This is a genomic window from uncultured Arenimonas sp. (assembly GCF_963976025.1).
GTDB lineage: Bacteria > Pseudomonadota > Gammaproteobacteria > Xanthomonadales > Xanthomonadaceae > Arenimonas.
Genome location: NZ_CAXBJS010000053.1, coordinates 1 through 16,663 on the forward strand (window position 1 = coordinate 1; position 16,663 = coordinate 16,663).

The window sequence follows — 16,663 nt, forward strand, 5'->3', positions numbered from 1 at the left end:
GGTGGTGATCGGGCCGGCATAGACCAGCGTGCGCTCGCCGTCGCTCACGGCGCCGGGAAGCAGCGGTCCGCGGGCGGTCCAGCTGGCCTGCACCGGCGTCGCCTCCCGGCCCAGTACGTGGTAGATACGCCCGCTGCGCCCCTTGAACGGGGAGGTGTCCAGGCGCACCAGCACGGTCACCTGGCCCACCAGCATGTCGCTGCGACCGGGCGCGGGGTCTTCCCAGTTCATGCGCACCAGGCCGCTGAGCACCTGGCTGGACGAATCGTCCAGGCGGACGGCCTGCTGGGCCAGGGCCGCGGACGACGCGCAGAACATCAGGGCGGCGAGGGCAAGGATCCGGATCATGGTGCCGTCAGGGTGTAGGTCACGCGGGCGGTGTAGGTACCGCCGGCGGCAAGCTGGGTGTTGGCATAGCGGAAGGTAAGGCAGCTTTCCCGCCAGGTATTGCGGCGGAAGTCGTTGGCAAGCGTTCTCGTGCCGGCCTGGAAGCTGCCGCTTGGTACCGGCTGGGTGGCCCCGCCGTCGCCATTGCCGGAACTGGTCCAGCTGATGTCGGAAATCGGGATGGTGTCGCCGTCGGCGTTGACCAGGGCGGCCGGCGCGGTGACGGTGAGGGTCGCGTTGACGTTGGCGTTGTTGGAACGCCGGTAGAAGCCGCCGACGTAGAGCTGGCCGGGGTTGCAGAACAGGTAGCCATCCCAGTCGCTGGTGAGGCGGCCGTTGGCGGTCATCACCTGCGGCGTGCCGTTGCCGACGGCGGCCTGGGGCACGGTTACCGAGACCCGGCTGATCGCGCCGCCGGACTGGGGGATGCCGGAATTGGCATAGGTACCGATGAAGTTGCCGTCGCCCACGCGCAGGTAGACGGCGTCGGTGCCCATGTTGATGTTCACGACGTACGCATCCGCGTCGCAGGCCGACACGAGGGCGGCCGCTGCAATCAGGATTGTGGTCGGGACGCGCATGGTCGGGGGACCGCCTCGCTGACGTGGGAAGCCGGGGGGCGACGTGGCCGCCCCCCGGTTCAGATGCCTGGCCCGGTTACGGGTTGGCAGCGGTGAAGGTGACGCGGCCGGTGTAGGTACCCGCGCCGTACACGGCGGAGTTGTCGTAACCGAAGGTCCAGTCGGCCGTGCGGGCGACCACGCGGGTGCCGACGTTGGCGGTGATCGCCTCGGCGCCGCCGGTGCCGGCGTCGACGATGGCCGGAACGTCCAGGGCGGCATCCGAGCTGGAGGTCAGGATCTCGGCCCAGGAAATGGTGTCCGGGCCGTCGGTAAGCGCAGCGGTGGTGGTGGCGTCGAGGCTGATGGTGCCGACGTTGCCGGTCAGGCTGACGGCCAGGGTGCCGTTGGTGGTGGCAGCGACATCGGTGCCGTCGCCGACGTTGGCAGCGGCCACGTCGAACACGACTTCGTCGATGGTGGCGCCGGCGCTGCCGACCTGGAAGCGGATGAAACGCGGGATGTTGACTTCGAAATCGACGCGGGCGGAGGCCGACGGGGTGGCGCCGGTGCTGAAGTCGGATTCGGCCATGGCCGGGGTCATCGCAATCAGGCCGAGGGACGCCACGCCGGCGAGAGCGAGGCCTCGGATGCTACGGACGGAGTTCTTCATGAGCGGGGTTTCCTTTGAAATTTGCCTTGGTGAAGCGGCTGGATTGTTGGGTCGACATTCCGGGCCGGATCACCGACCAGGGGGCGCGCAAACTGCGGGCGAAAGTGAAGAAGCAGGAAACATGCCAATCAACTCCTTCCCGGGCGGCTGGCGACCTCTGGCCCCAAAAATGCGCACTGGGTCACAGTATGTGAAGGCCAGCCCCGACGCAAATAGGGGACACGACCGGCCGTCCGGCCGACGAACGGTAGGTCAGGGGGCACAAGCGGGGTGAAAATGTGACGCAGCGCGTCACCTTTCCGGGAGGCGCGTCACGGTTTGAAGGGGGTGGCTGGATTTGGGGGCCTGGCCGGCCCCGTCCGTTCAGACTTCCAGCGAAGCCAGGTCGCCCTTCAGTTCCAGCCAGGCCTTGCGGTCGCTGGCGCGCTTCTTGGCCAGCAGCAGGTCCATCAGCGACCGGGTCTGGTCGGCATCGTCCACCGTCAGCTGCACCAGGCGGCGGGTATCGGGGTGCACGGTGGACTCGCGCAGCTGCGAGGGATTCATCTCGCCCAGGCCCTTGAAGCGGGTGACGCTGACCTGGCCGCGGATCTTCTCGCGCTCGATCCGGTCCAGCAGCAGGCGCTTTTCTTCCTCGTCCAGGGCGTAAAACACCTGCTTGCCCACGTCCACGCGGAACAGTGGCGGCATCGCCACGAAGATGTTGCCCGCCGTCACCAGGGCCGGGAAATGGCGCAGGAAGAGGGCCGCCAGCAGGGTGGCGATGTGCAGGCCGTCGGAATCGGCGTCGGCCAGGATGATCACTTTTCCGTAGCGAAGGCCGTCGATATTGTCGACGCCCGGGTCGCAGCCGATGGCCACGGCCAGGTCGTGCACCTCGTTCGAGGCCAGCACGCCGCCGGATTCGACTTCCCAGGTGTTCAGGATCTTGCCGCGCAGGGGCAGGATGGCCTGGAACTCCTTGTCGCGGGCCTGCTTGGCGCTGCCGCCGGCCGAGTCGCCTTCCACCAGGAACAGTTCGGTGCGGCCCAGGTCCTGGCTGATGCAGTCGGCCAGCTTGCCGGGCAGGGCCGGGCCCTGGGTGATCTTCTTGCGCACCACCTGCTTTTCGGACTTCAGGCGGGCGGCGGCGCGGTCGATGGCCAGCTGGGCGATCTGGGTGCCCAGCTCCACGTGCTGATTGAGCCACAGCGAAAACGCGTCGTGCGCCGCGCCTTCCACGAAGGCCGCGGCCTGGCGCGAACTCAGGCGTTCCTTGGTCTGGCCGCTGAACTGCGGGTCGGTCATCTTCAGGCTCAGCACGTAGCTGATGCGGTCCCAGACGTCCTCGGGGGCCAGCTTCACGCCGCGCGGCAGCAGGCTGCGGAAGTCGCAGAACTCGCGCAGGGCATCGGTGAAGCCCGAGCGCAGGCCATTGACGTGGGTGCCGTGCTGGGCGGTGGGGATGAGGTTGACGTAGCTTTCCTGCACCAGTTCGCCCTCGGGCACCCAGGCTACGGCCCAGTCGGCGATCTCGGTGTCCTTGGACAGGTGGCCGACGAACAGGTCGGCCGGCAGCAGCTCCCGGTCCGAAAGCGCGCCGCGCAGGTAATCACGCAGGCCGTCCTCGTAGTACCACTCGTCCTTGTCGCCGGTGGCGGCGTCGTGCAGCTTCACCGTCAGGCCCGGGCACAGCACGGCCTTGGCACGCAGCAGGTGGCGCAGGGCGCGGATGGAAATCTTCGGGGAATCGAAGTACTTCGGGTCCGGCCAGAAGCGCAGGCGGGTGCCGGTATTGCGCTTGCCGACCGTGCCGACCACGTCCAGGGCCGAACTGCGGTCGCCGTCGCGGAACTCCATGCGGTGTTCCTGGCCGTCGCGCTTGATGAAAACCTCGACCTTCTTCGACAGCGCGTTGACCACGCTGACGCCGACGCCGTGCAGGCCGCCGGAGAAGGTGTAGTTCTTGCCGCTGAACTTGCCGCCCGCGTGCAGGCGCGTGAGGATCAGTTCCACGCCCGGGATGCCTTCCTCGGGGTGCACGTCCACGGGCATGCCGCGGCCGTCGTCGGAGACCTCGACGCTGCCGTCGGCGTGCAGCACGACCTCGATCAGCCTGGCGTGGCCGCCCAGGGCCTCGTCCACCGAGTTGTCGATGACCTCCTGGGCCAGGTGGTTGGGCCGGGTGGTGTCGGTGTACATGCCGGGGCGGCGCTTGACCGGGTCCAGGCCCGACAGGACTTCGATGTCGGCGGCGTTGTAGCGGGTGTTCATGCGGGGGAAAGGCCTTCCTGGCGGGTCTTGCGGTGGCGGGCAGGATGCGCGGCGGCCCGGGGCCGGTCAAGCCGGGGCGCCCGGGGCCGGAACGCAGGCCCTTGATGCAGTAGAATACGGTTTTCCAGCGCCCCCAAATCCCATGACCCGTCTCATATTTGTAACCGGTGGCGTGGTGTCCTCGCTTGGCAAGGGCATCGCAGCGGCCTCGCTGGCGGCCATCCTGGAAGCCCGCGGCCTGCGGTGCACCATGATGAAGCTCGACCCGTACATCAACGTCGACCCGGGCACCATGAGCCCGTTCCAGCACGGCGAGGTCTACGTCACCGACGACGGTGCCGAAACCGACCTCGACCTGGGCCACTACGAACGTTTCCTGCGCGTGCGCCTGAGCCGCAAGAACTCGGTCACCACCGGCCGGATCTACGAAAACGTCATCCGCAAGGAGCGCCGCGGAGACTACCTGGGCGGCACCGTGCAGGTCATTCCGCACATCACCGACGAGATCAAGCGCTGCATCTTCGAGGCCACCGACGGCTTCGACGTCGGCCTGGTCGAGATCGGCGGCACCGTCGGCGACATCGAGTCCTTGCCCTTCCTCGAAGCCATCCGCCAGATCCGCACCGAACGTGGCCCCGACCAAGCCATCTTCATGCACCTGACCCTGGTGCCCTGGATCGCCGCCGCCGGCGAACTCAAGACCAAACCGACCCAGCACTCGGTCAAGGAACTGCGCTCGATCGGCATCCAGCCCGACATCCTGGTCTGCCGCAGCGAAAAACCGCTGCCCGACTCCGAGCGCCGCAAGATCGCCCTGTTCACCAACGTGCCCGAAAAGGCCGTCATCAGCTGCGTGGACGTGGCCAACATCTACCAGCTGCCGCTGTGGCTGCACCAGCAGCAGCTCGACGACATCGTGGTCGAACGCCTGCGCCTGGAAGACAAGGCCGCGCCGGCCGACCTGTCGGAATGGGAAGCGGTGGTGGACGCCGTCGAAAACCCCGTGGACGAAGTCACGGTGGCCGTGGTCGGCAAGTACGTCGACCACCAGGACGCCTACAAGTCGCTGTCCGAGGCGCTCAAGCACGGCGGCCTGCGCCAGCGCACGCGGGTGAAGCTCAAGTGGCTTGAGTCCGAACAGGTCGAGAAGGACGGCGATGCCGTGCTTTCCGACGTGGACGCCATCCTGGTGCCCGGTGGCTTCGGCGACCGTGGCTTCGAGGGCAAGGTGCTCACCGCGCAGTACGCCCGCCACGTGGCCGGCCTGGAAGGCGCCAACAGCACCGAAAACGACCGCCACTGCGCGCACCCGGTGATCGGCCTGATCACCGAATGGCGCACCGCCAGCGGCGAGATCGAACGCCGCGACGAAACTTCGGACCTGGGCGGCACCATGCGCCTGGGCCTGCAGGAACAGCGGCTCAAGCCCGGCACCCGCTCGCGCGAACTCTATGGCAAGGACGTGGTCGGCGAACGCCACCGCCACCGCTACGAGTTCAACAACCGCTACCGCACCCAGCTCGAGGACGCCGGCCTGGTCATCAGCGCCAAGTCCATGGACGACCTGCTGGTGGAAATGGTGGAGCTGCCCGACCATCCGTGGTTCATCGCCTGCCAGGCGCACCCGGAGTTCCTTTCCACGCCGCGCGACGGCCATCCGCTCTTCATCGGCTTCATCCGCGCCGCGCGCGAGCACAAGGCCGGCGGCAAGCTGCTTGCCGAGGTCCCGTCGGCGCAGAAATCAGCTGCAGGAGTGAACTGATGGAGCTTTGTGGTTTCAAGGTCGGCCTCGACCAGCCCTTTTTCCTGATCGCCGGCCCCTGCGTCATCGAATCGCTGGAGCTGCAGATGGAAACGGCCGGCCGGCTCAAGGAAATCACCGGCAAGCTCGGTATCCCCTTCATCTTCAAGTCCAGCTTCGACAAGGCCAACCGTACCTCGGGCAGCAGCTTCCGCGGCCCCGGCCTGGAAGCCGGCCTGAAGGTGCTGGCGGAGGTGAAGCGCCAGCTGGGCGTGCCGGTGCTGACCGACGTGCACGAATACACGCCGATGGACGAAGTGGCCTCGGTGGTGGACGTGCTGCAGACCCCGGCCTTCCTGTGCCGGCAGACCGACTTCATCCAGAAGGTCGCCAGCGCCGGCAAGCCGGTGAACATCAAGAAGGGCCAGTTCCTTTCGCCCTGGGAAATGAAACACGTCACCGACAAGGCGCGCGCCACCGGCAACCAGCAGATCATGGCCTGCGAACGCGGCGTCAGTTTCGGCTACAACAACCTGGTGTCCGACATGCGCTCGCTCAGCGTCATGCGCGACACCGGCTGCCCGGTGGTGTTCGACGCCACCCACAGCGTGCAGCTGCCCGGCGGCGCCGGCGGCAAGTCCGGCGGCCAGCGCGAGTTCGTGCCGGTGCTGTCGCGCGCGGCGGTGGCGGTGGGCATCAGCGGCCTGTTCATGGAAACCCACCCCGACCCGGAAAAGGCCCTCTCCGACGGCCCCAACGCCTGGCCGCTGCCGAAGATGGCGGCGCTGCTGGAAACCCTGGTCGAACTCGACCGCATCACCAAGAAGAATCGATTCCTGGAGCAAGACGCATGAACACGCCTGTGGTTGAACCCCTGAAACACTCCGGCCTCGGCATCGCGGCCACCATCATCGCGGTGATCGCCGGCCTGGGCCTGCTGGGCGTGTTCTTTTACGCCGGCTACGTCGGCATGAACGAGCCGGGCGGCGAACTGTCCGAAACCGACCCGCGCGCGATGATGATCGGCTTCGGCATGCTCTCGGCGATGGCGCTGCTGGTGCTGGGCGCCATCCTGGGCGCGGTCGGCCTGTTCGCGGGCACCCGCAAGCGGCTGTTCGCCTGGCTCGGCCTGGTACTGAGCGCGCTGCCGCTGCTGCTGGGCATCGCGATCGTCATCCTCGGCCTGGCGATGACCGCCTGAGCCCCGCCAAACCAAAGCAAAAAGAAGCCATGACCATCATCAGCAAAGTCCACGCCCGCGAGATCCTCGACAGCCGCGGCAACCCCACCCTTGAAGCCGAGGTCACCCTGGCCAGCGGCCACATGGGCCGCGCGGCCGTGCCCTCGGGCGCGTCCACCGGCACCAAGGAAGCCGTGGAGCTGCGCGACGGCGACAAGAGCCGCTACCTGGGCAAGGGCGTGCGCAAGGCGGTGGCCAACGTCAACACCACGATCGCCGAGTCGCTGAAGGGTTTCGACGGCGCCGACCAGGAAGGCCTGGACCGCAAGCTGATCAACCTCGATGGCACCGAAAACAAGGGCCGCCTGGGCGCCAATGCGCTGCTGGGTGTGTCGCTGGCCAATGCCCACGCGGTGGCGGCCGCGCGCGGCCTGCCGCTGTGGAAGCACCTGGCGGGTGATCGCGCGCCGGTGCTGCCGGTGCCGATGATGAACATCATCAACGGCGGCGCGCATGCCGACAACAACGTCGACATGCAGGAATTCATGGTGCTGCCGGTGGGCTTCGACAGCTTCTCCGAGGCGCTGCGCGCCGGCACCGAGGTTTTCCACGCGCTCAAGGCCGTGCTCAAGGCCAAGGGCCTGGGCACCGCGGTCGGCGACGAGGGCGGCTTCGCGCCCGACCTGCGTTCGAACGAAGAAGCCATCGAGGTCATCCTCGAGGCCATCGGCAAGGCCGGCCACCGCGCCGGCGAAGACATCCTGCTGGGCCTGGACGTGGCCAGCTCGGAGTTCTTCGACAACGGCAAGTACAACCTGGTGGGCGAGGGCAAGCGCCTGTCGCCGGAACAGTTCGTCGACTTCCTGGCCGGCTGGAGCGCCCAGTACCCGATCATCACCATCGAAGACGGCATGGCCGAAAACGACTGGGACGGCTGGAAGCTGCTCACCGAGCGCCTGTCGGGCAAGGTGCAGCTGGTCGGCGACGACCTGTTCGTCACCAACCCGAAGATCTTCCGCGACGGCATCGACCAGGGCGTGGCCAACGCCATCCTTATCAAGGTCAACCAGATCGGCACGCTGACCGAAACCCTGGAAGCCATCGCCATGGCCGACGCTGCCAACTACGCAGCGGTGGTCTCGCATCGTTCCGGCGAAACCGAGGACACCACCATCGCCGACATCGCGGTCGCGACCACGGCCACCCAGATCAAGACCGGTTCGCTGTGCCGCAGCGACCGTGTGGCCAAGTACAACCAGCTGCTGCGCATCGAAGAGGCGCTGGGCGACCAGGCGCGTTACGCCGGCAACAACGCTTTCGTCAGCCTCAAGCGCTGAGTCCCGCCCTTGCGCCGCTGGTGGCCATTCGCCCTCCTGCTGCTGGCCCTGATGGGCCTGCAGCTCAAGTTCTGGTGGGGTGACGGCGGCCTGCGCGAGGCGCGTGAGCTGGAGGCCCGCGTGGAAGAACAGCGCCGCGAAAACGCTCGCCTGCAGCAGCGCAACGACGCCCTGTCGGCCGAGGTCGAGGACCTCAAGTCCGGCGAGGCGGCGGTCGAGGACCGCGCCCGCAGCGAACTGGGCATGGTCCGGCCGGGCGAAGTGTTCTACCGCGTCGTCGAGCCCGCGCCGGCCGAGCCCGAGGCCGCGCAATCCGCGGAGGGCGGCCAGTGACCTGGGCCATCGTGCCCGCCGCCGGCCGCGGCAGCCGCTTCGGCGGCGACACGCCCAAGCAGTACCTGTCCCTGGCCGGCCGCAGCGTCATCGAACACAGCCTGCGCGCGGTGCTCGACCATCCCGACGTCGACGGCGTGATGGTGGCCCTGGCCCAGGACGATGCTGCCTGGCCGGGCTGGCGCGAGATCGGCGGCAAACCGGTGCTCACCTGCGTCGGCGGCGGCGAGCGCGCCGATTCGGTGCTGGCGGCGCTGCACGCGCTGCCGGCCACGATCAGCGAAGACCAGTGGCTGCTGGTGCACGACGCCGCGCGGCCCTGCCTGCACAAACAGGACCTGGCCCGGCTGCTGGCCGAAGGCCGCGAAGACGCCGTCGGCGCGCTGCTGGCGGCGCCGGTCCGCGACACGCTCAAGCGCGCCGACGAGCAGCGCCGCAGCCTGGGCACCGAGCCGCGCGAGGCGCTGTGGCGCGCGCTGACCCCGCAGCTGTTCCGCCGCGGCGGCCTCACCCGCGCCCTGGCCGCGGCCCAGCGCAGCGGCGTGCGCGTCACCGACGAAGCCATGGCCGTCGAACGCCTGGGCCTGAAACCCCGCTTGGTCGAAGGCCGCGACGACAACCTCAAGATCACCACGCCAGCCGACCTCGCGCTCGCGGAGTTCATACTCTCAAGAGCAATTGGCCACGGATGAACACGGATAAACACGGATAGAGCGAAGCTGTCCCTGTTTGTAAGTGCTTTAGTCTGTGCTTGATCCGCTCTTATCCGTGCCCATCCGTGTTCATCCGTGGCAAAAAAATATGACTGACATCCGAATCGGCCAGGGTTATGACGTGCACGCATTTGGCGACGGCGACCATGTCGTGCTCGGTGGCGTGCGGATCGCGCACGAGCGCGGCGTGCTGGCGCATTCCGACGGCGACGTGGTCATCCACGCGCTGTGCGACGCGCTGCTCGGCGCGCTGGCGCTGGGTGACATCGGCGTGCATTTCCCGCCCTCGGACGATCGCTGGAAGGACTGCGACAGCCGGGTTTTCCTGCGCCACTGCGCTACGCTGCTGGCCGAACGCGGCTGGCGGCTGGGCAATGCCGACCTCACCGTCGTCTGCGAACGGCCGCGGGTGGCGGCGCATGCGCCGGCGATGCGCGCGAACCTCGCCGCCGACCTGGGCGTCGAGGTGGATGCGATCAGCGTGAAAGCCACCACCTCCGAAAAACTCGGTTTCACCGGCCGCGGCGAAGGCCTGGCGGCAATGGCGGTGGCGCTGCTGGTGCGTTCGTGAGCCGCCTGCCGGGCGGCCACGGCGCGCCGGTGCTGGCGGCGGACTTCCGCAGCCGCACCGAAGACTTCCTGGTCGAGGAACTGGCCGGCTTCGAGCCGGCCGGGCAGGGCGAACACCTGCTGCTCACCGTCGAAAAACGCGGCCTCAACACCGTGCACGCCGCCCGCCGCCTGGCCCAATGGGCCGGCATCCCGGACGTCGGCATTGGTTATGCCGGCCTCAAGGATCGCCACGCGGTGACCCGCCAGCGTTTTTCCGTGCACCTGCCCAAGCGCGTGGCGCCGGACCTGGCCAGCCTGCAGGACGATTCGCTGCGGGTGCTTGAACACGCCTGGCACCACCGCAAGCTGCCGCGCGGCGCCCTGCGCGGCAACCGCTTCGAACTGGTGCTGCGGCAGGTGCAGGGCGAACGCGAGGCCATCGACCGGCGCCTGGAAGCAATCGCCCAGGGCGGGCTGCCCAACTATTTCGGCGAACAGCGATTCGGCCGCGACGGCGACAACGTCGAATCGGCGCGGCGCATGTTCGCCGGCCAGCGCGTGCGCCGCGAGCAGCGTTCGATCTACCTCTCGGCCGCCCGTTCGGTCATGTTCAACGCGGTGCTGTCGGCGCGCGTGGACGCCGGCGACTGGGCCAGCGGCCGGGAAGGCGAGGTCTGGATGCTCGAGGGCAGCCAGTCGGTTTTTGGCCCGGAAGCCGCCGACGAGGCGCTGGCCGATCGCGCCAGGCGCCTGGACATTCACGCCACCGGCCCGCTTTGGGGCCGCGGCGAACTGCGCTGCACCGGCGCCTGCCGGGACCTGGAGCTGGCGGTGCTCGAAGCCTTCCCGGACCTGCGCCAGGGCCTGGAAGAAGCCGGCCTGAAGCAGGAACGCCGCGCCCTGCGCGTGCGGGTGGCCGCGCTGGATTGGGACTGGCCCGCCGCCGACCAGCTGGTGCTGCGCTTCGAATTGCCGCCAGGCGCCTACGCCACGGGGCTGCTGGCCGAACTGGGCGAGGTCCGGGACGCACACGCCGGGGCCTGATCCGGGGCACTTGCGCGGTCGATTGCCAGGAGTAATCTGGTCCTGCGGTTTTCCAGACTTCAGGAGGTCGCCATGAACACCGCCCGCAAGTGTCTGTTCCTTGCTTCCGCGACGCTGCTGCTGGGCGCCTGCGCCAGCACCGATACCGCCAGCCTGGCGGCAGGCCCGACCATCGGTACCGACAAGAACTACGTGGCAGCCGTTGAAGAAGCTGCCAAGCCCGCCGGTGTCCGCGTGGTCTGGGTCAATCCGCCCAAGGAACGCAAGGACGACTGATCAGCCGGTGCCCGGTCCCTGTTCGCCCGGACGTTTCCGGGCCAGCAGCACCAGCACCGCGCCCGTACCACCCATCGCTTCCGGTGCGGAGGCGTAGGCCAGTACGTCCGCGCGCTGGCGAAGCATCCGGTCCACCAGCGCCTTGAGCACCGAGCCGCCGGCGGCGGCCCGCAGGCCCTTGCCGTGGATGATGCGCACGCAGGCGTGGCCGCCGGCGCGCGATTCGGCCAGGAATTCACGCAGCCAGCGTTCGGCTTCGGTGGCGCGCATCTGGTGCAGGTCGAGTTCGCCGCCGATGCTGTACTGGCCACGTTTGAGCGCCTTGAGCACCTTTTCGGGCACTTCGTCGCGGCGGTAGGACAGCGCCTCGCCGGCTTCGATGGTGGCCTCGAACCAGCCGGTTTGCCGGGATTGCTGCAGGGCCAGGGCTTCGTCGAGCTCGCGCATGCGCGGGCGCGGGGCGGGGCGGGGCCGCTCGGGCACCGGCGGCGGCGCTTGAAGGACGCGCACCTCGCCGATCGCCTCCCGGAACAGGGCGGCATCGTCCTCGGTGACGGGTGCGGGCGGCTTGCGCTTGGCCATGCATGCAGGTTAACCCAGCGCAGGTGAGGGTGATGCCGCGGGCGGTGCATCCGCTATCATTGGGTTTCTTCCCGCGGGACCCCTGATGCGCGTACTGGTAAGCAATGACGATGGCGTGGAAGCCCCGGGCATCCGCGTCCTGGCCGAGGGCCTGCGTGCCGCCGGCCACGAAGTGACGGTGGTGGCGCCCGACCGCGACCGTTCCGGCGCCAGCAATTCGCTTACCCTCGACCGCCCCATCCGGGTCCGCCAGGTCGCCGACCGCACCTGGCGCGTCACCGGCACGCCCACCGACTGCGTGCACCTGGCGCTGACCGGCCTGCTGGAAGCCGACCCCGACATCGTGCTTTCGGGCATCAATACCGCCGCCAACCTCGGCGACGACGTCATTTATTCCGGCACCGTCGCCGCGGCGATGGAAGGCCGCTTCCTGGGCCATCCGGCGGTCGCGCTGTCGCTGGTCACCGACGAAACCTCGCCGCGCCACTACGAAACCGCGGCGCGCGCGGCGCTGGAGATCACCGCGCGGCTGCTGGTCGATCCGCTGCCGGCCGACACCATCCTCAACGTCAACGTGCCCGACCTGCCCTGGGAGTCCCTGCGCGGTTACGAAGTCACCCGCCTGGGCCACCGCCACCGCGCTGAACCCTGCATCGAACAGGTCGACCCGCGCGGGCGCCCGATGTGGTGGATCGGCCCCGCCGGCCCCGAGCAGGACGCCGGCCCCGGCACCGATTTTCACGCGGTGCGCACGGGCTGCATTTCCATCACGCCCATCCACGTCGACCTGACGCGCTACCAGGCGCTGGAAAAGGTCGCCAGCTGGGTCGGCGCCCTGGGTGAAGGGATGAACCACAAGGCATGATGCCCCGCTACCAAATCCGTCCGGAAGCCAAGGGCCTGGGCATGACCTCGCAGCGGGCCCGCGACCGCATGGTCGAACGCCTGCGCAACGAAGGCGGCATCACCGACGAACGCGTGCTGGTCGCCATGCGCACGGTGCCGCGGCACCTGTTCCTGGACGAAGCCCTGGCCAGCCGCGCCTACGACGACACCGCGCTGCCGATCGGCAACGGCCAGACCATCAGCCAGCCCTGGGTGGTGGCGCGCATGACCGAAGCCCTGGTCGAACACGGCATGCCTGAACGCGTGCTCGAAGTCGGCACCGGCTCGGGTTACCAGGCTTCGGTGCTGGCGACCCTTGGCCTGGAAACCTACAGCGTCGAACGCATCGAGGAACTGCTGCGCGTCGCGCGCCGCCGCTTCCGCCACCAGGGCCTGAACGTGCGCACCCGCCACGACGACGGCCGCGCCGGCTGGCCCGAATACGCCCCTTTCGGCGGCATCCTGGTGACCGCCGGTGCCGCGGCCATCGAACCGGCGCTGCTTGAACAGCTGGCCGAAGGCGGCACCCTGGTCGCCCCCATCGGCGGCCCCAATGGCCAGCGCCTGCTTCGCATCCGCCGCCTGGACGGGCAGCTGGTGCAGGAAGACCTGGGCGGCGTGGTGTTCGTGCCCCTGCTGCCCGGGACCCTCTGAATGAAGCTGTTCGGACCGCTTTACGACCGCTGCCGCCAGCTCGCCGCCCACCGCCACGCGCCCTGGTACCTGGCTTTCATCTCCACCATCGAATCGATCTTCTTCCCGGTGCCGACCGACGTGATGCTGGCGCCGATGGCGCTGGCCAAGCCGGAACGATGGTGGCGGCTGGGACTGCTGGCGACGGTGCCCTCGGTGCTGGGCGGTGTCATCGGCTATGGCCTGGGTTATTTCGCCATCGACGCGGTGATGCCCTGGATCGAACGCGCCGGTTACGACGACACCTATGACAAGGTGCAGGACCTGTTCCGGGAATACGGCGTCTGGATCATGTTCGTCGCCGCGTTCACGCCCATCCCGTTCAAGGTGTTCACCGTCGCCGGCGGCGCCGCCGCCATGCCGCTGCTGCCATTCGTGCTGGCCTCGCTGGTCGGTCGCGGCATCCGCTTTTTCCTGGTGGCCGGCGTGGTGGCCTGGGGCGGGCCGAAGGTTGAACCCGTTTTCCGGCGCTACATCGAAATCGTCGGCTGGATTGTCGCCGTGGTGATCCTGGGCGCCATTGTCTGGTTGAATATGCGCTCATGAAGATGCCATTCGTCCGCGGCCTTGTGTGCATCCTGGCGATCGCCCTGGTCGCCGGCTGCGGGCATTCGCGCGTGGTCAAACGCGAAGGCTCGCGTCCCGCGCCCGACCGCGCCACGCAGTCGGTGCCGCGCAGCGGCGACTACAAGGTCAAGCGTGGCGACACGCTGTACGGCATCGCCTTCCGGCATGGCCTGGACTATCGCGAGGTGGCCAGCCTCAACCGCATCGGCCCGCCGTACACCATCTATCCGGGGCAGGTACTGAAGCTGCGGGGTCAGTCGCAGGCCCGGACGACGGCGGGCGTGACTGGCATGCCGGCACCGCGCACGCCGCCGCCCTCGGGGTCGCGCGGCACCACGCCGGCGCGGCCGGCGACGCCCGCGGCCACGCCCTCGACACCCGCGACACCCGTCGCCACGCCCGCCCGCCCGGCGGCGACGCCGGCCCTGCCGGCGGTGCCCGATGCGGCGCCGGCCAGCGGCACCTGGCGCTGGCCGACCCAGGGCCAGGTCATCGGCCGCTTCGTGTCCGGCGATCCGAAGCGCCAGGGCCTGGACATCGCCGGCAACGCCGGCCAGCCGGTGGTCGCGGCCGCCGACGGCGTCATCGTCTATTCGGGCTCGGGCCTGGTGGGCTACGGCGAGCTGATCATCGTCAAGCACAGCGACGAGTGGCTGTCGGCCTACGCCCACAACCGCCGCCGACTGGTGGGCGAGGGCGCGCAGGTGAAGGCCGGCCAGCAGATCGCCGAACTCGGCCGCACCGGCACCAGCCGCGACATGCTGCACTTCGAGGTGCGCCGCAACGGCAAGCCGGTGGATCCGATGCAGGTGCTGCCGAAGCAGTGATTCGCCGCGGCGGGGCTCAGCCCGGCAGCAGGAAGGCAGCCACGACCGTGCGGCCTTCGGTCGCCAGCACGTTGAACGTGCGCGCCGCGGCGGCATTGTCCATCACTTCCAGGCCGACGCCGCGCGTGAGCATGGCGGCCATCACCGCGGGCGAGGGGAAGCGCTGGCGCGGCCCGGTGCCCAGGATCGCCACCGAAGGCTTCAGGGACAGCAGGGCGTCCATGTGCGCCGGTTCCAGTTCGTCCACCGAGGCCGGGCCCCAGTTTTCCAGCAGCTGGTTCGGAGCCAGCACGAAGCTGGTCTCAAGCGCCTGCTGGTTCACCAGGACGGTGCTTGCGGTGGTGCCGCGCAGGACGTAGCTGAAATCCGGGTTTTCCTGCGAAAGCTGCACGGTTATCCCCGGGGGTTCAGTTCCTGGGCAGGACGATCAGCGGGTTTTCGGCGCGCCGGCGGTAGAACACGGCGACGTTGCCGATGCGGGTGACCAGGGCCGCGTCGGCGCGCGTGGCCAGCTCGGCGATCCACTCGTCGCGCAGTTCGCGGTCGCCGGCGTGGATCTTCACCTTCAGCAGCTCGTGGTGCTCCAGGGCCAGGGTGGCCTCGGCGACCAGGGCGTCGGTGATGCCCTTGGCGCCCACGATAAGCACGGCCTTGAGGTCGTGGGCCAGGCCGCGCAGGTAACGTTTCTGGGTGTTGCTCAGGGCGGTGGCCATGGTCTCGCAGGCGGCTCGGAAGGGGCGCTAGGGTATCATGGTGGCCCGTCCCCCCCAGTAAAGGCCATGGCCCGCAGCCGCAGCAGCCAGCGTTGGCTCAAGGAGCACTTCGACGACCCCTTCGTGAAGAAGGCCCAGTCCGAAGGCATGCGCTCGCGCGCGGCCTACAAGCTCGAGGAGCTGATCGAACGCGGCCGCCTGCTCAAGCCGGGCATGGTGGTGGTCGACCTGGGCGCCGCCCCGGGCGGCTGGTCGCAGGTGGTGCGCCGGGACCTGGGCGACCGTGGCCGGGTCCTGGCCCTGGACATCCTGGACATGCCCCCGATCGCCGGGGTCGAGTTCATTCACGGCGATTTCAGAGAGGACGGGCCATTGTCCGAACTGGAAGCCCTGCTGGCGGGTGCCCAGGTGGACCTTGTGCTTTCCGACATGGCCCCCAATATGACTGGCGTGGATACCGTGGATCAGGCCCGGGCGATGTACCTGTCCGAACTGGCCCGCGATTTCGCGGACAAGCACCTCAAGCCTGGCGGTGCGTTCCTGATCAAGCTGTTCCAGGGCGAAGGCTTCGATGCCTACGTCAAGGAGCTCAGGACACGCTACGACAAGCTGGTCATCCGCAAGCCCGCGGCGTCACGGCGCCGCTCAAACGAAGTTTATGCGCTGGCCACCGGCAAGCGACGAGGAAGCAAGTGATGAACGACCTGGCAAAAAACCTCCTGCTCTGGCTGGTCATCGCCGTCGTGCTGATGGCGGTGTTCAACAGCTTTTCGACGCCGGGGGCAGCCACTTCCGAGCTGAGCTACAACCAGTTCATCGAAGAGGTGAAGAGCGGCCGCGTGTCCGAGGTGAACATCGCCGAGGACCAGATCTCCGTCACCGGCAAGCGCACCGACAACTCGGTGTTCACCACGGCCGCGCCGGACGACTCGCGCCTGCTCGACACCCTGTTCGAGAACAACGTCGAGATCACCCAGGAAAAACCCCAGCCGCGTTCGCTGCTGCTGAGCATCCTGTTCAACCTGCTGCCGGTGGCGCTGATCATCGGCTTCTGGTTCTTCATGATGCGGCAGATGCAGCAGGGCGGCGGCAAGGGCGCGATGAGCTTCGGCAAGTCGCGGGCCAAGCTGCAGGGCGAAAACGACGTCAAGGTCACCCTGGCCGACGTCGCCGGCTGCGACGAAGCCAAGGAAGAAGTGGGCGAACTGGTCGAGTTCCTGCGCGACCCGGGCCGTTTCCAGAAGCTGGGCGGCAAGATCCCGCGCGGCGTGCTGATGGTCGGCCCGCCGGGCACCGGCAAGACCCTGCTGGCGCGCGCCATCGCCGGCGAGGCCAAGGTGCCGTTCT

At 68.6% G+C, this 16,663-nt stretch carries 22 protein-coding genes; 15 read left to right on the plus strand and 7 right to left on the minus strand.

The genetic code is table 11. The features are described 5' to 3' along the window. The 4 genes from AACZ35_RS06065 to parE form a co-directional block, all read right to left on the minus strand. Nucleotides 1-348, minus strand: a 348-nt coding sequence (locus tag AACZ35_RS06065; protein ID WP_339827156.1) for a hypothetical protein, incomplete at its 3' end; no start/stop codon positions are given. Then, nucleotides 345-968 (minus strand): hypothetical protein, encoded by a 624-nt coding sequence (locus AACZ35_RS06070; RefSeq protein ID WP_339827159.1) that lies wholly within the window; start codon nt 966-968, stop codon nt 345-347. The genes AACZ35_RS06070 and AACZ35_RS06065, both read right to left, overlap by 4 nt. A gap of 76 nt (nt 969-1,044) precedes the next feature. Beyond that, on the minus strand, nt 1,045-1,575 hold the full coding sequence (locus AACZ35_RS06075; RefSeq protein WP_339827161.1) for a hypothetical protein: 531 nt from the start codon (nt 1,573-1,575) through the stop codon (nt 1,045-1,047). 408 nt (nt 1,576-1,983) lie between these two features. Further along, nucleotides 1,984-3,873, minus strand: a complete 1,890-nt coding sequence (gene parE, locus AACZ35_RS06080; RefSeq protein WP_339827163.1) for a DNA topoisomerase IV subunit B — start codon at nt 3,871-3,873, stop codon at nt 1,984-1,986. 142 nt (nt 3,874-4,015) lie between these two features. Between parE and AACZ35_RS06085 the strand changes: the two genes are divergently transcribed. The 9 genes from AACZ35_RS06085 (at nt 4,016) to AACZ35_RS06125 (ending at nt 11,049) form a co-directional block, all read left to right on the plus strand. Next, a complete protein-coding gene (locus AACZ35_RS06085) occupies nt 4,016-5,635 on the plus strand; it encodes a CTP synthase (protein WP_339827166.1) in 1,620 nt (539 codons plus the stop codon). Then, on the plus strand, nt 5,635-6,468 hold the full coding sequence (gene kdsA / locus AACZ35_RS06090; RefSeq protein ID WP_339827168.1) for a 3-deoxy-8-phosphooctulonate synthase: 834 nt from the start codon (nt 5,635-5,637) through the stop codon (nt 6,466-6,468). The genes AACZ35_RS06085 and kdsA overlap by 1 nt, the downstream gene beginning before the upstream one ends. Continuing rightward, complete coding sequence (locus AACZ35_RS06095; RefSeq protein WP_339827170.1) at nt 6,465-6,815, plus strand: hypothetical protein; 351 nt, start codon at nt 6,465-6,467, stop codon at nt 6,813-6,815. Before kdsA ends, AACZ35_RS06095 begins: the two co-directional genes overlap by 4 nt. Nucleotides 6,816-6,844: 29 nt before the next feature. After that, on the plus strand, nt 6,845-8,131 hold the full coding sequence (gene eno, locus AACZ35_RS06100) for a phosphopyruvate hydratase (protein ID WP_339827175.1): 1,287 nt from the start codon (nt 6,845-6,847) through the stop codon (nt 8,129-8,131). A 9-nt stretch (nt 8,132-8,140) separates the two neighbouring features. Next, nucleotides 8,141-8,464: a cell division protein FtsB gene (ftsB, locus tag AACZ35_RS06105; RefSeq protein ID WP_339827178.1), complete on the plus strand. Its 324-nt coding sequence runs from the start codon at nt 8,141-8,143 to the stop codon at nt 8,462-8,464. After that, complete coding sequence (gene ispD / locus AACZ35_RS06110) at nt 8,461-9,156, plus strand: 2-C-methyl-D-erythritol 4-phosphate cytidylyltransferase (protein ID WP_339827180.1); 696 nt, start codon at nt 8,461-8,463, stop codon at nt 9,154-9,156. Before ftsB ends, ispD begins: the two co-directional genes overlap by 4 nt. 109 nt (nt 9,157-9,265) lie before the next feature. Then, nucleotides 9,266-9,748 (plus strand): 2-C-methyl-D-erythritol 2,4-cyclodiphosphate synthase, encoded by a 483-nt coding sequence (gene ispF / locus AACZ35_RS06115; protein WP_339827182.1) that lies wholly within the window; start codon nt 9,266-9,268, stop codon nt 9,746-9,748. Further along, entirely contained in the window at nt 9,745-10,773 is a 1,029-nt protein-coding gene (truD, locus tag AACZ35_RS06120; protein ID WP_339827184.1) for a tRNA pseudouridine(13) synthase TruD, read from the plus strand. Before ispF ends, truD begins: the two co-directional genes overlap by 4 nt. A 72-nt stretch (nt 10,774-10,845) precedes the next feature. Next, nucleotides 10,846-11,049 (plus strand): hypothetical protein, encoded by a 204-nt coding sequence (locus AACZ35_RS06125; RefSeq protein ID WP_339827186.1) that lies wholly within the window; start codon nt 10,846-10,848, stop codon nt 11,047-11,049. Here the strand turns inward: AACZ35_RS06125 and AACZ35_RS06130 are convergent, their stop codons facing one another. Then, nucleotides 11,050-11,631: a Smr/MutS family protein gene (locus AACZ35_RS06130; protein WP_339827188.1), complete on the minus strand. Its 582-nt coding sequence runs from the start codon at nt 11,629-11,631 to the stop codon at nt 11,050-11,052. A gap of 85 nt (nt 11,632-11,716) precedes the next feature. Between AACZ35_RS06130 and surE the strand changes: the two genes are divergently transcribed. From surE to AACZ35_RS06150, 4 genes are read left to right on the plus strand one after another with little or no spacing between them, the layout of a single operon-like run. Continuing rightward, nucleotides 11,717-12,496, plus strand: a complete 780-nt coding sequence (gene surE / locus AACZ35_RS06135) for a 5'/3'-nucleotidase SurE (protein ID WP_339827190.1) — start codon at nt 11,717-11,719, stop codon at nt 12,494-12,496. Further along, nucleotides 12,493-13,170, plus strand: coding sequence for a protein-L-isoaspartate(D-aspartate) O-methyltransferase (locus AACZ35_RS06140; RefSeq protein ID WP_339827192.1), 678 nt, complete (start codon nt 12,493-12,495; stop codon nt 13,168-13,170). Before surE ends, AACZ35_RS06140 begins: the two co-directional genes overlap by 4 nt. After that, on the plus strand, nt 13,171-13,755 hold the full coding sequence (locus AACZ35_RS06145) for a YqaA family protein (protein WP_339827194.1): 585 nt from the start codon (nt 13,171-13,173) through the stop codon (nt 13,753-13,755). It abuts the gene before it with no gap. Next, the gene (locus AACZ35_RS06150) at nt 13,752-14,603 is read left to right on the plus strand and encodes a peptidoglycan DD-metalloendopeptidase family protein (protein ID WP_339827196.1); all 852 of its coding nucleotides are present in this window, start codon (nt 13,752-13,754) and stop codon (nt 14,601-14,603) included. The genes AACZ35_RS06145 and AACZ35_RS06150 overlap by 4 nt, the downstream gene beginning before the upstream one ends. 16 nt (nt 14,604-14,619) lie before the next feature. Here the strand turns inward: AACZ35_RS06150 and AACZ35_RS06155 are convergent, their stop codons facing one another. Together AACZ35_RS06155 and AACZ35_RS06160 are read right to left on the minus strand one after the other, a co-directional pair. Beyond that, nucleotides 14,620-14,994, minus strand: a complete 375-nt coding sequence (locus AACZ35_RS06155) for an Mth938-like domain-containing protein (RefSeq protein WP_339827198.1) — start codon at nt 14,992-14,994, stop codon at nt 14,620-14,622. Nucleotides 14,995-15,010: 16 nt separating this feature from the next. Continuing rightward, nucleotides 15,011-15,316, minus strand: coding sequence for a YhbY family RNA-binding protein (locus AACZ35_RS06160; protein ID WP_339827200.1), 306 nt, complete (start codon nt 15,314-15,316; stop codon nt 15,011-15,013). Nucleotides 15,317-15,382: 66 nt separating this feature from the next. On the opposite strand from AACZ35_RS06160, the gene rlmE reads away from it, so the two are divergent. Further along, nucleotides 15,383-16,012: a 23S rRNA (uridine(2552)-2'-O)-methyltransferase RlmE gene (gene rlmE / locus AACZ35_RS06165; RefSeq protein ID WP_339827202.1), complete on the plus strand. Its 630-nt coding sequence runs from the start codon at nt 15,383-15,385 to the stop codon at nt 16,010-16,012. Continuing rightward, the coding region (locus AACZ35_RS06170) for an ATP-dependent metallopeptidase FtsH/Yme1/Tma family protein (RefSeq protein ID WP_339827204.1) at nt 16,012-16,663 on the plus strand (652 nt) is incomplete at its 3' end. The genes rlmE and AACZ35_RS06170, both read left to right, overlap by 1 nt.

Bases quoted from the DNA above. Each gene is read 5' to 3' on its own strand.
- AACZ35_RS06150 (WP_339827196.1), top strand. From the start codon at position 13,752: ATGAAGATGCCATTCGTCCGCGGCCTTGTGTGCATCCTGGCGATCGCC.
- AACZ35_RS06125 (WP_339827186.1), top strand. From the start codon at position 10,846: ATGAACACCGCCCGCAAGTGTCTGTTCCTTGCTTCCGCGACGCTGCTG.
- kdsA (WP_339827168.1), top strand. From the start codon at position 5,635: ATGGAGCTTTGTGGTTTCAAGGTCGGCCTCGACCAGCCCTTTTTCCTG.
- parE (WP_339827163.1), bottom strand. From the start codon at position 3,873: ATGAACACCCGCTACAACGCCGCCGACATCGAAGTCCTGTCGGGCCTG.
- surE (WP_339827190.1), top strand. From the start codon at position 11,717: ATGCGCGTACTGGTAAGCAATGACGATGGCGTGGAAGCCCCGGGCATC.
- AACZ35_RS06095 (WP_339827170.1), top strand. From the start codon at position 6,465: ATGAACACGCCTGTGGTTGAACCCCTGAAACACTCCGGCCTCGGCATC.
- AACZ35_RS06130 (WP_339827188.1), bottom strand. From the start codon at position 11,631: ATGGCCAAGCGCAAGCCGCCCGCACCCGTCACCGAGGACGATGCCGCC.
- AACZ35_RS06140 (WP_339827192.1), top strand. From the start codon at position 12,493: ATGATGCCCCGCTACCAAATCCGTCCGGAAGCCAAGGGCCTGGGCATG.
- AACZ35_RS06160 (WP_339827200.1), bottom strand. From the start codon at position 15,316: ATGGCCACCGCCCTGAGCAACACCCAGAAACGTTACCTGCGCGGCCTG.
- ispF (WP_339827182.1), top strand. From the start codon at position 9,266: ATGACTGACATCCGAATCGGCCAGGGTTATGACGTGCACGCATTTGGC.
- rlmE (WP_339827202.1), top strand. From the start codon at position 15,383: ATGGCCCGCAGCCGCAGCAGCCAGCGTTGGCTCAAGGAGCACTTCGAC.
- AACZ35_RS06070 (WP_339827159.1), bottom strand. From the start codon at position 968: ATGCGCGTCCCGACCACAATCCTGATTGCAGCGGCCGCCCTCGTGTCG.
- eno (WP_339827175.1), top strand. From the start codon at position 6,845: ATGACCATCATCAGCAAAGTCCACGCCCGCGAGATCCTCGACAGCCGC.
- AACZ35_RS06145 (WP_339827194.1), top strand. From the start codon at position 13,171: ATGAAGCTGTTCGGACCGCTTTACGACCGCTGCCGCCAGCTCGCCGCC.
- AACZ35_RS06085 (WP_339827166.1), top strand. From the start codon at position 4,016: ATGACCCGTCTCATATTTGTAACCGGTGGCGTGGTGTCCTCGCTTGGC.